This is a genomic window from Nocardia sp. NPDC050435 (genome assembly GCF_040655395.1).
Lineage (GTDB): Bacteria > Actinomycetota > Actinomycetes > Mycobacteriales > Mycobacteriaceae > Nocardia.
In genome coordinates this window covers 97,342-110,611 of sequence record NZ_JBFAJW010000014.1, presented here as the reverse complement: position 1 = coordinate 110,611, position 13,270 = coordinate 97,342, and the positions used below count along the sequence as shown (strand labels likewise).

General features: G+C 69.1%; 12 protein-coding genes. 5 read left to right on the top strand and 7 right to left on the bottom strand.

All coding sequences use genetic code 11. The annotated features are described in order from the left end of the window. The 7 genes from AB0I43_RS35190 to AB0I43_RS35160 form a co-directional block, all read right to left on the bottom strand. The gene (locus tag AB0I43_RS35190) at window positions 1-921 is read right to left on the bottom strand and encodes a cation diffusion facilitator family transporter (protein WP_356975958.1); all 921 of its coding nucleotides are present in this window, start codon (window positions 919-921) and stop codon (window positions 1-3) included. Window positions 922-969: 48 nt separating this feature from the next. Next, the gene (gene manA / locus AB0I43_RS35185) at window positions 970-2,187 is read right to left on the bottom strand and encodes a mannose-6-phosphate isomerase, class I (protein WP_356975956.1); all 1,218 of its coding nucleotides are present in this window, start codon (window positions 2,185-2,187) and stop codon (window positions 970-972) included. Continuing rightward, complete coding sequence (locus AB0I43_RS35180; protein ID WP_356975955.1) at window positions 2,187-3,407, bottom strand: tobH protein; 1,221 nt, start codon at window positions 3,405-3,407, stop codon at window positions 2,187-2,189. Before AB0I43_RS35180 ends, manA begins: the two co-directional genes overlap by 1 nt. 156 nt (window positions 3,408-3,563) lie before the next feature. Next, window positions 3,564-4,940 (bottom strand): phosphomannomutase/phosphoglucomutase, encoded by a 1,377-nt coding sequence (locus AB0I43_RS35175; protein WP_356975953.1) that lies wholly within the window; start codon window positions 4,938-4,940, stop codon window positions 3,564-3,566. Between the two features lie 91 nt (window positions 4,941-5,031). Further along, a complete protein-coding gene (locus tag AB0I43_RS35170) occupies window positions 5,032-5,427 on the bottom strand; it encodes a DUF3499 domain-containing protein (protein WP_356975952.1) in 396 nt (131 codons plus the stop codon). Window positions 5,428-5,492: 65 nt separating this feature from the next. Beyond that, entirely contained in the window at window positions 5,493-5,966 is a 474-nt protein-coding gene (locus AB0I43_RS35165; protein WP_356975950.1) for a metallopeptidase family protein, read from the bottom strand. 85 nt (window positions 5,967-6,051) lie between these two features. Further along, the gene (locus AB0I43_RS35160) at window positions 6,052-6,285 is read right to left on the bottom strand and encodes a WhiB family transcriptional regulator (RefSeq protein WP_194815746.1); all 234 of its coding nucleotides are present in this window, start codon (window positions 6,283-6,285) and stop codon (window positions 6,052-6,054) included. Window positions 6,286-6,819: 534 nt separating this feature from the next. Between AB0I43_RS35160 and cofD the strand changes: the two genes are divergently transcribed. The 5 genes from cofD (at window position 6,820) to ahcY (ending at window position 12,941) form a co-directional block, all read left to right on the top strand. Then, window positions 6,820-7,788, top strand: a complete 969-nt coding sequence (cofD, locus tag AB0I43_RS35155) for a 2-phospho-L-lactate transferase (protein ID WP_356976194.1) — start codon at window positions 6,820-6,822, stop codon at window positions 7,786-7,788. Continuing rightward, on the top strand, window positions 7,785-9,131 hold the full coding sequence (locus tag AB0I43_RS35150; protein WP_357433395.1) for a coenzyme F420-0:L-glutamate ligase: 1,347 nt from the start codon (window positions 7,785-7,787) through the stop codon (window positions 9,129-9,131). Before cofD ends, AB0I43_RS35150 begins: the two co-directional genes overlap by 4 nt. Before the next feature lie 141 nt (window positions 9,132-9,272). Beyond that, the gene (locus tag AB0I43_RS35145) at window positions 9,273-9,791 is read left to right on the top strand and encodes an NUDIX domain-containing protein (RefSeq protein WP_356975946.1); all 519 of its coding nucleotides are present in this window, start codon (window positions 9,273-9,275) and stop codon (window positions 9,789-9,791) included. A 534-nt stretch (window positions 9,792-10,325) separates the two neighbouring features. Beyond that, the gene (locus AB0I43_RS35140) at window positions 10,326-11,399 is read left to right on the top strand and encodes an alkane 1-monooxygenase (RefSeq protein WP_356975944.1); all 1,074 of its coding nucleotides are present in this window, start codon (window positions 10,326-10,328) and stop codon (window positions 11,397-11,399) included. 75 nt (window positions 11,400-11,474) lie between these two features. Then, window positions 11,475-12,941, top strand: a complete 1,467-nt coding sequence (gene ahcY / locus AB0I43_RS35135) for an adenosylhomocysteinase (RefSeq protein ID WP_356975943.1) — start codon at window positions 11,475-11,477, stop codon at window positions 12,939-12,941. Window positions 12,942-13,270 lie beyond the last annotated feature (329 nt).

Sequence of the window (13,270 nt, the reverse complement as noted above, 5' to 3'; positions counted from 1 at the left end):
TCACTCGCGTTCGGGCCGGGCGATCTCCGGCTCGAGATACATCACGTCCACGTTCGGCAGGGCCGTCCGCACCCGTGCCTCCGCGTCGTTGATCGCGTCGGCCACCTCGGTGACGTCCAGGAACGGCGTCATCCGGACCTTCGCGGCCACCATCAGCTGATCCGGCGCCAGGTACTCGGTGCGCATGCGCAGCACTCGCTCGATTCGATTGCCGTCGACCAGCAGCTCCCGGATCGCCGCGTCCTCGGTCGCGGTCGCACCCTCGCCGATGAGCAGGCTCTTCATCTCCACGATCAGCACCACGGCGATGCAGCCGAGCAGGATGCCGATGCCCAGCGTGCCCAGGCCGTCCCAGATCGGATCATCGGTCAGCACCGTCAGGCCGACGCCGGCGAAGGCGAAGCTCAACCCGATCAGGGCGCCGCTGTCCTCGAGCAGCACCACGGGCAGCTCGGGATTGCGCGATTCCCGGATGAAATGCCACCAGCTGCCCCGCCCCTTGAGGCCCCGGGATTCCCGCATGCCGGTGCGCAGGCTGAAGCCCTCCAGGCAGAGCGCGACCACCAGGATCGCGATCGCCACGAACGGCTTCTCCAGATGCTCGGGGTGCCGAATCTTGTTGATGCCGTCGTGGATCGCGGTGAGCGAACCCAGCGTGAACAGCACCAGCGCCACCACGAACGCGTAGAAGTAGCGGTTGCGCCCGTAACCGAAGGGGTGCTTGGCGTCCGGCTCCTGCTCGGAGCGCTTCTGCCCGAGCAGCAGCAGGCCCTGATTACCGGTGTCGGCGACCGAGTGGATGGCCTCGGCCATCATCGAGGACGAGCCGGTGATCAGCGCGCCCACGAACTTCGCCACGGTGATCCCGGCGTTCGCGCCCAGCGCCGCGAAGATCGCTGTCCTGCTGCCACCGGCTGACATTCCGCCAAACTACCGGCGCCGACGGCGAACCGGCCGCCGACACCCCGATCAGGCCGACCCGCCGACGCAGGCGCAGAACACCTGGGCGTCGCCGTCCACCGCGCCGGCGCGGATCTCCCCGTCCGAGGCCGAGATCCAGGCCGCGGCGCCGCGTTCGAGCCGCAACTCGTCGGTGCCCCGGCGCAGCAGCACCGTGCCCGCCGTGCAGAGCACGATGCCCGGCCCGGCGTCGGTGAGCGGCAACTCCTTGCCCGCGGGCAGGTCGAAGCGGCGCAGCGCGAACTCCGGGGCGGGTGTGCGGTAGTGCAGCGAGCCGTCGGCGGCGTATTCGGGCAGCACCACCGGCAGATCGATGGGCTCGAAATCCAGCACCCGCAACAGTTCCGGCACGTCCACGTGTTTGGGGGTGAGGCCGCCGCGCAGCACGTTGTCGGAGTTGGCCATGATCTCCACGCCGAGACCGCGCAGATAGGCGTGCAGGTTGCCGGCCGCGAGGAACAGGCCCTGCCCGGGCTCCAGGGTGAGCCGGTTGAGCAGCAGCGCGGCGAGGACGCCGGCGTCGCCGGGGTAGGCCTCGGCGAGCTCCAGCGCCGTCTGCACCTCGGCGAGGAACTCGCGCTCGCCGCGCCCGTGCAGGTAGCGCACGCAGCCGTCGAGCACCGCGGGCAGCAGCGATTCCAGCACGTTCTGCGGCAGCGTGATCCAGGTGGTGAACAAGGTGCGCAGACCAGCCGAATCCGGCTGCGCCGCAAGCAGGTCCGCGTACGGCATGAGGCCCGGAACATCGAGCGCCCGGAGCAGCGCGACGGTGCCGAGCGGATTGCGGAAACCGGCCAGGGCCTCGAACCGGTCCAGCGCGACCACCAGTTCCGGCTTGTGGTTGTCGTCGCGGTAGTTGCGCATCGGCGAATCCAGGGGCACCCGGGTGCGGTTCTCCCGCTCCCAGCCCGCCGCGGCCTGCTCCGCGCTCGGATGCGCCTGCAGCGACAGCGGCTCCTCGGCCGCCAGGATCTTCAGCAGGAACGGCAGCTTGCCACCGAATTCGGGTGCGGCCGAGCCGAGTTCGCGTTCCGGGTCGGCGGCCAAGTGCTCCAGCAGCGAGCGGGTGGACTCGCCGAGCCGCACCTGCGCCGGGTCGGCGGGGTGCGCGCCGAACCAGAGTTCGGCCTCCGGATGAGCCGACGGGACCGGTCGGCCGCACAGTTGCGCCAGCGCGGTGCGCGAACCCCAGGCGTAGGAACGCAGTGCACCAACGAGTTCGTGCACTAGTAGCGTCCCCCGTCGAAATGCTCACCGGTGCTCGCCGCGGCCTCGCCGCCGAGCAGCCGCAGGTAGGCGGCGGCCATCTCCAGGCGCAGCGACAGCACGGCCAGTTGTTCGAGTTCGGTGCCGTGCCCGGAGCTGCCGCCCGGCCGCTCCGCGCCCGGATCGTCCGGCTTGGCGGCGGCCGGCACGCTCGGATCGGCCAGGGTGGCCTGCAGCAGATCGACCTCGGCGCTCACCAGATCGGCGTCCACCAGGCCGGAACCGCCGCCGAACACCGCGATCCGGCGGCGCGCGGCGGATTGGTCCGGGTCGGCGCTGAGCACGAACACCCGCACCCGCTGCACCGGCGCCGGGCCGTCGAGTTCCTCGTCGTGGAACAGCGGATCGAAATCGGGGCCGGCGTTGCCGGCGGCGGCCGTGAGACGCGGCAGCGCCGCGACCGCCTCGGACAGCCCGGCCGCGGCCGACACCCGGCCCGCGGTCTGCAGCAGCACCTCGGCACCGTGCGCGGCCAGTTCCGTCGCGGCGGGGGAGTCACCGGCCAGCACGATGCCGCGCTCCTGCATGCGGGCGGCGAGGGTCTTGGCCGGATTGTGGAAGACATCGCTGTGCGGGCCGTCGCGTAACGCCTCGGCGTCCAGCACGTCGGCGAGCGCGGTCAGATCGGGGACGGCGTTCGCGGTGCGCGACGGATCGACCAGGCGCAGCACGGCGATGCCGGCGGCGAGGAAGCGCAGCATGCGGTTGTGCGCGAGCACCTGCACGCGCGGTTCCAGAATCGCGGCGCGCCCGGCCGCGGCGGCCCGCAGCGGACCCTCCAGCGGCGCGGCGACCACCACCTCGGCGCCCCGGCGCACGGCCCGGTCCACCGAATCGATCAGGCGCGGATCACCCGCGTCGTCGCCGGCCACCAGCACGACATCGAGCGGACCGACCCACGGCGGCAGGGTGGTGGCGGACACGATGGGCAGGCCGGCGCGGTCGCCGAGCGCGGCGATCAGCAGGCCCGCGGCGCGCGCGGCCCGGCCGGAGCCACAGACCAGCACCACACTGCGGGGGCGCAGCCCGGCGAGCCGGGCCAGCACATCCTCACCGACGGCTGCCGCGGTCGCACGGACCTGCGCGCCGCCGGAGGCGGCCGAGCGCAGGGCACCGCCGGTATCGGCGGCTTCGAGCGAAGCGGCATCGTCGAGGTCGAGCACCGGTGTTCCAGCGATCATCGGGCGTCCCACCTCCCCTCATCGCGCTGCTGTGATTCCACTATTCCAGTCCGGCGCGGACGACGCTCCGGATCTCAGCTACAAGCTGAACCGTCCGCCCTCCGGCCTCGGAGTGCTGCCGGATCGCATCACCCCTGTGTAATTCCACTATTCCAGTCAGCCTCGGACGATGCTCAGGATCTCAGTCACAAGTGCGTCTACTTCCTCGGGCGAACGCGCTTCCACATTGAGCCGGAGCAACGGTTCGGTATTCGACGCGCGCAAGTTGAACCAGGCGTCGTCGGCGAGCTGGACCGTCACGCCGTCGAGCCGGTCCACCGATTTCGCCCGATCACCGAAGGCCTCCAGCACAGCCATCGTCCGCTCCTTCGCGTCCGCCACCGTGGAGTTGATCTCACCGGAGGCCGCATATGTTTCATACGAGGCCATGAGCTCGGAGATCGGCCGGTCGGATTCGCCCAGCGCGGCCAGTACGTGCAGGGCCGCGAGCATGCCGGAGTCGGCGCCCCAGAAATCGCGGAAGTAGTAGTGCGCGGAATGCTCGCCGCCGAAAACCGCTCCGGTGGCGGCCATTTCCTGCTTGATGAAGGAGTGCCCGACCCGGGTGCGCACCGGCGTGCCGCCCAGCCGGGTGACCAGCTCGGGCACCGCGTGCGAGGTGATCAGATTGTGGATGACGACCGCGCCCGGCTCCTTGCTCAGCTCGCGCTCGGCGACCAGGGCCGTGATCGCCGACGGCGACACCGGTTCGCCGCGCTCGTCGACGACGAAGCAGCGGTCCGCGTCGCCGTCGAACGCCAGGCCGATATCGGCGCCGGTGGAGCGGACCAGGGCCTGCAGATCGACCAGGTTCTTCGGATCCAGCGGGTTGGCCTCGTGGTTGGGGAACGAGCCGTCCAGCTCGAAGTAGAGCGGCACGATCTTCAGCTGCGCGAGGGTGCCCAGCACCTCGGGCACGGTGTGCCCGCCCATGCCGTTGCCCGCGTCCACCGCGATGGTGAGCGGGCGGATGTCGTCCAGGTCGACCAGGCCGCGCAGATAGGCCGCGTAGGCGGCGAGCAGGTCGAGTTCGGTGGCGGAACCGCGGGCCCCGTCGTAGCCGGGCACGCCGTCGGTGACCTCGGCGGCGATGGTGGCCAGGCCGGTGTCCTGCCCGACCGGCAGCGCGTTGGCGCGGCACATCTTGATGCCGTTGTACCGGGCGGGGTTGTGGCTGGCGGTGAACATGGCGCCGGGGCAGGCCAGGTGACCGGAGGCGAAGTACAGCTGGTCGGTGGAGGCCAGGCCGATGTGCACCACGTCGAGACCCTGGTCGAGGACGCCGTCGGCGAAGGCGGCGGCCAGGCCGGGGGAGGATTCGCGCATATCGTGGCCGATGACCACGCGGGTGGCGCCCTCGGCCCGCATCAGTCGCGCGAACGAGGCGCCGACATCCTGGACGAACCGCGCGTCGATCTGTTCTCCGACAACACCGCGGACGTCATAGGCCTTGATGACCGCGTTCACGAACTCGGCAGAGCGGGCGACTGTCATGCGCACCACCCTAGTGTGCACAGCCGCACCGGAACTCAGCTGGGCGGCGTTGGGTGCGCGGAGACCGGCCGGCCCGGGTGGCGCGGGCGGATCAGCTCGGCGGGTCCGGCAGGACTCGCAGGTGGCCACGCCGGCCGGTGCGGGTGGCGCGGGGCTGCTGGGGAGCGGTGTAGTCGCGGTAGCCGCGATCGGCCGCCGGTTCCGGCGGCCGGCGGCGTAGGCCGGCCTCGCGCACTGCCTCGGCCAGCGCGGTCAGGTCGTCGTCATCCGGTGTGCTGGAGGAGAATCCGCCTTCGTGCCGGACCAGCTCCCACCCCTTGGGGGCGGTAATCCGGGACCCGTGGGTTTCACACAGATCCCAGGAGTGCGGTTCGGCGACGGTGGCCAGCGGGCCGACGACTGCCGTGGAGTCGGAGTACACATAGGTGAGCGTCGCGACGGCCGGGTTCTTGCAGCCGGGTCGGCAACAACGACGCATGGGGATCACGCCGAGAAGAGTAACCCCCCTGGCGCTTTCGCGGGCTCGGACACGCGGTAGATCACCGATTCGGGCTATTCCGGATCGATGATTTCCGGGTCGACGCCGAGGTAGGTGGCGATCTGCTGGACCAGCACCTCGCGCAGCAGGTCGACCAGGTCATCGGGGTCGCCGGCCCGCAATTCCAGCGGCTTGCGGAACAGCACCACCCGCGCGCGCGTGGCGGCGCCGTGACGATCGACACCCGCCGGGATCAATCGGGACAGCGGCACCGGGCCGTCGGCCACCACCTCGTCCGGCCAGGTCACCGAATCCGGATGCAGCGGACGAATTTTCGGCACGTCGTCGACGGCGATGTCGAGTTTGGTGAGGCGGTCGTGCCAGCGGCTGTCCAGGGGTGCGAAGGCCTCCAGCACGAGCCGGTCGAACTGCTGGCCGCGGGTACGCCAGGCCGGCACGGTGGGGGGCAGCATCGGCCCGCGCACACCACGGCCGCGGCGGATCACCGACCGGGCGGTCGGAGGTCGACGGTTGCGGGAACGTGCCATGCAGAGAAACTTACAGCGAACTCGCGCCGACCTCGTCAGTCGAGGTCGGCGCGAGTTCGAGTGAATCGGTACCGCGGGGGACTAACTAGCCGATGCCACGTTTCAGGCGGCGACGCTCCCGCTCGGAGAGCCCACCCCAGATGCCGAAGCGTTCGTCGTGGGCGAGCGCGTACTCCAAGCACTCGTCCCGAACCTCACAGCCCATGCAGATCCGTTTCGCCTCGCGGGTCGAGCCGCCCTTCTCGGGGAAGAACGCCTCCGGATCGGTCTGCGCGCACAGGGCACGTTCCTGCCACTGTTCTTCGATGGTCTCGAACATCTCGTCGAAGCCCGTCACGATCAGGCTCAGCCGCGGCGCTGCCGTGGCTTCCGGGGCCGAGGCTTCGTCACCGGCGTGTTCGATTCGGTCGATGTCTGCGCAGACGCCATGAACTGCGCCTGCTGTGGAATCGGTGGGCGTGACCATATCGTCGGCCATCGCTCAGCCTCCTCACTGTGTGTTAGCGCAGAATGATTCTTTCCGTCGGGCCAACACGCACACCGACGGCACTACCCCGCGACGTTGTCCCGCGGACATCCCCGAGCTCGTCACCCCAGTGCGAACATGCGTTCGAAAAGCTGTCCGCGCCTTGAGGTCTCGCGCGAACCCGGAATGACATGCCTGTGATTAGACACGCCGGACGTGTCGATGGTCAAGCTGCCGACACTATTCCGTTACTATCTGCCGCCGTTTTCTGTCCTGATCTTGGTGTTGGCCATAGCAAATGGTTGGCAAATAGGTAGTTGCGGTCGGGCGCGTCGGTTACGCCTAGGCTGTGCGGATGTGACTGCACAACAAGCGGACCGCACCCCGGTGCGCGCGCCCAAGATCGCCGTCCTGGTCGGCGGGGTGGGTGGCGCGCGCTTCCTGCAGGGCGTCCGGGAACTGCTGCCCGACGCCGATGTCTCGGCCATCGTGAACGTCGGCGACGACGTCTGGATGCACGGCCTCCGAATCTGTCCCGACCTCGATACCTGCATGTACACGCTGGGTGGCGGCATCGATACGGAGCGCGGCTGGGGCCGGGTCGGCGAAACCTGGCATGCCAAGGAAGAGCTCGCCAAATACAACGCCCAGCCGGATTGGTTCGGTCTCGGCGATCGAGATATCGCCACGCACTTGATTCGAACTGAAATGCTGCGTGCCGGATACCCGCTTTCGGCGGTCACCGAAGCCCTCTGCAATCGCTGGCAGCCGGGTGTCAAACTCATCCCGGCAACCGACGATCGATGTGAAACACATGTCGTTGTGAGTGATCCGGAGAACCCTGGCGAACGTCGCGCGATCCATTTCCAGGAGTGGTGGGTGCGCTATCGAGCGAACGTCGAAACGCACGGATTTGCCCCAATCGGGGCAGATGAAGCAAAACCGGCCCCAAATGTGACGGAGATCATAGCGGGGGCAGATGCCATCTTGCTGGCACCGTCGAACCCGGTTGTCAGCATCGGATCCATCCTCGCAGTGCCGGGCATCCGCGGCGCGCTGCGCACCACCGAGGCGAAGGTAATCGGCGTGTCGGGAGTCATCGACGGCAAGCCGCTGCGCGGCATGGCCGACGAGTGCCTGTCGGTGATCGGGGTGGAGACCACCGCCGAGGCGATCGGCCGGCACTACGGCGCCCGCTCGGCCACCGGCATCCTGGACGGCTGGCTGATCCACAGCACCGACACCGCCGACGTACCCGGCGTCGAGGTGCGCAGCGTGCCGCTGCTCATGACCGACCCGCCCACGACGGCCGAAATCGTCCGGGAGGCACTGGATCTCGCGGAGGTGAAGTGGTGACGGCGGTAACCGATCACGCGGCGGGCGAACTGCGGATCCTGCCGATCACCGGGCTGCCGGAGTTCCGCCCGGGCGCCGACCTGGCCGCCCATATCGCCGAGTGCGCCCCGTGGCTCGCCGACGGCGACATCCTGGTGGTCACCAGCAAGATCGTCGCCAAGGCCGAGGGCCGTATCGTCGCCGCGCCGACCGATCCCGAGGAACGCGACACCGCCCGCCGGGCCCTGGTCGACCAGGAGGCCGTGCGCGTGCTCGCGCGCAAGGGCCGCACCCTGATCACCGAGAACAAGCTCGGCATCGTGCAGGCCGCCTCCGGCGTCGACGGGTCCAATGTGGAGCAGGGCGAATTGGTGCTGCTGCCCGCCGACCCCGATGCCAGCGCCAAGGCGTTGCGCGCCGCGCTCGCGGAGCGGCTGGGCGTGGACGTCGCCGTCGTCATCACCGACACCATGGGCCGGGCCTGGCGCAACGGCCAGATCGACGCGGCCATCGGCGCGTCCGGGCTGCGCGTGCTGCACGACTACGCGGGCGCGGTGGACGGTCAGGGCAACGAGCTGCACGTCACCCAGATCGCCCTGGCCGACGAGCTCGCCGCCGCGGCGGATCTGGTCAAGGGCAAGCTCGGCGGGCTCCCGGTCGCGGTGGTGCGCGGGCTGGCGAGCGCCGACGACGGATCGACCGCGCGAGATCTGCTGCGCGGCGGCACCGACGATCTGTTCTGGCTCGGCACCGCCGAGGCCATCGAGCAGGGCCGGCGGGAGGCCATTTTGCTGCGGCGCTCGGTGCGCCGATTCGCCGACACCCCGGTCGATCCCGAACGCATCCGGGCCGCGGTGGGGGTGGCGCTGACCGCGCCCGCGCCGCACCACACCCGGCCGGTGCGCTTCGTCTGGCTGCGCGACCCGGCTCGCCGGGCCGCGCTGCTGGCCGCGATGGCCGACAAGTGGCGGGCCGATCTCAGCGGCGACGGCCGCACCCCGGACAGCGTCGAACGCCGGGTCGCGCGGGGGCAGATCCTGTTCGACGCCCCCGAGGTGATCATCCCGTTCTGCGTGCCCGACGGGGCGCACGACTATCCGGACGAGCGCCGCCGTGCCGCCGAGAAGACGATGTTCACCGTCGCCGTCGGCGCCGCGGTGCAGGGGCTGCTGGTGGCGCTGGCCACCGAGGGCATCGGCAGCTGCTGGATCGGGTCCACCATCTTCGCCCCCGAGGTCACCCGCGAGGTGCTCGGGTTGGCGGCGGACTGGAACCCGCTCGGCGCCATCGCGATCGGGCATCCGCTCGAGGAACTGGCGCCGCGCCCGGTGCCGGGCCCGGGGGCGGGGCTGGTCGAGTTGTGAGAACACGTCCGGCGGGCGCTTGAAACCCGCTGGACGCCGCCCGTGTTCGGTCGTTCCGCGCCCTCCGCCCCGTGGTTCGCCTGGACCGTCGATATCCGTTGTCGTCCCGGTGCACTCCGGGCCGGGCCGGGAAGGACCCCGATGACCGCCGAGTCCCTGCACGCCTCCGCCACGAAACTGCTCGAGACCTGGTCTCCGGGAACGGCTCCCGAGCAGTCACTGCGTGAGGCGCTGCTCGCGTTCCTGGGTTCCGCGCCGCGCGGGTGCCTGCGGGAGCACGCCCCCGGGCACATCACCGCGTCCACCGTGGTCTTCTCCCACGACGGTCGCGAGGTGCTGCTGACGCTGCACCCCCGGGTGGGCAAGTGGATTCAGCTCGGTGGGCACTGTGAGGCGACCGACGAGACCGTGGCCGACGCGGCCTACCGCGAGGCGACCGAGGAGTCCGGGATCCCGGGGCTGGTGCTGGACCCGGAACTGTATGGCGTGCAGGCCCATTCGATCACCTGTTCGCTCGGCGTCCCCACTCGGCACCTGGATCTGCTCTTCCGCGTGACCGCGCCGGCGGGCGCGGTGCCCGTGCGCAGTCACGAGTCGACGGATCTGCGCTGGTGGCCGGTGGACGCGCTGCCGCCGAATGCCGAAGTACTGCTGCGCTGATCGCTCCGGGGGCGGGCGTCCCCAAACATGTTGAGACCAAATCGTTGTACACGTGTTTCGCTCCGATGCCCGTCTGTTGCTCGGGGATTCGCCGCGGCCCGGACCCGGGCTGCGGGGCCGGGCGATACCCGGCGAGGAGCGCGTTTCGTGACCTCGCAGGCCGAGGCTCGCGGCCTGCGGCGGCTCCGCCCGGACGGCGGCGCAGCCCGATCGGCGCTGGTCCTCGCCCTTGACCCAAGGCTTTTGAAGTCAGGGCACCCTTGGTTAGCCGAGCGTGTGCCGTGACCCGGATCACATGTGCCCCAGCTTAAAAACCGACCGCCGTGGTTGTAACTGCTGCCACGTTTCCCCGCGAAGGGCTCCTGTAACAGACGTAAAGTCTGCAAGTATTCTCATGCGTCGGAGTTAGGGTTCATATTTAGCGGGGCAAACGTGCAATCGGCTGGCAAACCTGCGGGGTCTCCGGACCCCAAGCGCCACTTGTGGGTTCTGGGCCTCATCGCACCCGCCTCCGCCCTCCTGCCCTCCCAGCTGGTGCTTCACACGCAGCAGCCGGTGTTCTGGTGGATCGGGCCGATCATCGTGCTGATCGTCATCCCGCTGCTGGATTGGCTGGTCGGCGAGGACGGCAGCAACCCGCGTGACGAGGACTACGAGCTACTGTCCAACGATCGCTACTACCGTTGGTGCACCTACCTTTTCCTACCCATCCAGCTGATCGGGCTGGGCATCGCCTGTTTCATGTGGGCCGGCAATGACCTGAGCGTCGTCGACAAGCTCGGGCTCGCCGCGACGCTCGGCTTCGTCAGCGGAATCGGCATCAACGCCGCGCACGAACTCGGCCACCGGGTCGAGCACCTGGAGCGCTGGCTGGCGAAAATCGCGCTCGCACAGTCCTGCTACGGACATTTCTTCGTCGAACACAACCGCGGCCACCATGTGCGGGTGGCCACCCCCGAGGACCCGGCCAGCGGCCGGCTCGGCGAATCGCTCTGGGAGTTCCTGCCGCGCAGCGTGCTCGGCGGCTTCCGCTCGGCCATCGGCCTGGAGGGCGAACGCCTGGCGCGCAAGGGCAAGCGCTGGTGGAGCCCGCACAACCACATCCTGCAGGCCTGGTCGATGTCGCTGGTGCTCTTCGCCGGACTGCTCGCCGTGTTCGGGCTGGGCGCCCTGCCGTACCTGCTGCTGCAGGCGGTGATCGGCGCGGCCCTGCTCGAAACCGTGAACTACGTCGAGCATTACGGCCTGCTGCGCGAACGCCGGCCGAACGGGCTCTACGCGCGCTGCTCGCCGCGCGACAGCTGGAACAGCGACCGGCTCGTCACCAATATCTTCCTGTTCCACCTGCAGCGGCACAGCGACCACCACGCCAACCCGGGCCGGCGCTACCAGACCCTGCGCAGCTCCATGCAGGCGCCACAACTGCCCGCCGGGTACGCCTCGATGATCGTGCTCGCGGCCGTTCCGCCGCTGTGGCGCGCGGTCATGGACAACCGGGTGCTCGCGCACTACGACGGCGATATCAGCCGCGCGAATATCCAGCCCCGCAAGCGCCGTCGGATCATCGCGGCGCGGGCCCAGGGCCCGGAGGCCGCGGCCGAGGCGTGACCGCCCGACCAGGTGCCCACGTGAGCGCCGTCTCCGACTAGCCTTGTCCCCGGAACTGTCGACCAGGAGAGGCTGATGACGACCTCAGAACTTACCGCCGATGTGCGCAACGGCATCGATTACAAAGTGGCCGATCTGTCCTTGGCCGAGTTCGGCCGCAAGGAGATCCGCCTCGCCGAGCACGAGATGCCCGGCCTGATGGCCCTGCGCCGCGAATACCACGATGTCCAGCCGCTCAAGGGCGCGCGGATCTCGGGTTCACTGCACATGACCGTGCAGACCGCGGTGCTGATCGAAACCCTGGTCGCGCTCGGCGCGCAGGTGCGCTGGGCCTCCTGCAACATCTTCTCCACCCAGGACCACGCCGCCGCCGCGATCGTCGTCGGCCCGCACGGCACCGTCGAAGAGCCCAAGGGCACCCCGGTTTTCGCCTGGAAGGGCGAGAGCCTCGAGGAGTACTGGTGGGCCGCCGAGCAGATGCTCACCTGGCCCGAGGAACCGGCCAACATGATCCTCGACGACGGCGGCGACGCCACCATGCTGGTGCTGCGCGGCGCGCAGTTCGAGAAGGCCGGCGTGGTCCCGCCCGAGGACGAGGATCACTCCGCCGAGTACAAGGTCTTCCTCAACCTGCTGCGCGCCAGCCTCGAGGCCGACAAGTCCAAGTGGACCAAGATCGCCGAGAGCGTCAAGGGCGTCACCGAGGAGACCACCACCGGCGTGCTGCGGCTCTACCAGTTCGCCGCCGCGGGTGAGCTGGTGTTCCCGGCGATCAACGTCAACGACTCGGTCACCAAGTCCAAGTTCGACAACAAGTACGGCACCCGCCACTCCCTCATCGACGGCATCAACCGCGGCACCGACGTGCTGATCGGCGGCAAGAAGGTGCTGATCGCCGGCTACGGCGACGTCGGCAAGGGCTGCGCGGAATCGCTTGCCGGGCAGGGCGCGCGGGTGCAGGTCACCGAGATCGACCCGATCAACGCGCTGCAGGCGCTGATGGACGGCTTCGACGTGGTGACCGTCGAGCAGGCGATCGGTGAGGCCGACATCGTCATCACCTCGACCGGCAACAAGGACATCATCACCCTCGATCACATGAAGGCGATGAAGGATCACGCGATCCTGGGCAACATCGGCCACTTCGACAACGAGATCGATATGGCCGCGCTGGAGCGTTCGGGCGCCACCCGGATCGTGATCAAGCCGCAGGTCGACGAGTGGACCTTCAAGGAGTCCGGCAAGGCGATCATCGTGTTGTCCGAGGGTCGTCTGCTGAACCTGGGCAACGCCACCGGGCATCCGTCGTTCGTGATGTCCAACAGCTTCTCCAACCAGGTGATCGCCCAGATCGAGCTGTGGACCAAGCCGGAGAACTACGACAACGAGGTCTACCGCCTGCCCAAGGCGCTGGACGAGAAGGTCGCCAAGATCCATGTCGAGGCTCTGGGTGGCACGCTGACCAAGCTCACCAAGGATCAGGCCGAGTACATCGGTGTGGATGTCGAGGGCCCGTACAAGCCCGAGCACTACCGGTACTGACCTCTCGCCGATCGCTATCGAGGTCGGCGCCGGTCAAGTATCATCGAGTTCGTCACGCAAGTGATGTCGAGCGGTGGGGACCGCCCTGCATAGACGATCCCCACCTGATGGAGAACTAGCTAACCCATACTCGACGGACTAGCACCAGCGCCCCGGCGATTGCGGCAGCAACTGTGAGGATGATGCCGTAGTCGACCGGGGCCTTGCTTTTCCGTCGTCGATGCTTAGCCATTCCATCACCTCCTCCCTCGGCGCGACGTGGCTCGGACTAGCGAGTGCCACGCCGCCCCTCGGTGGGAGGTGGCATCACCCTACGCGGGCAATCCGAC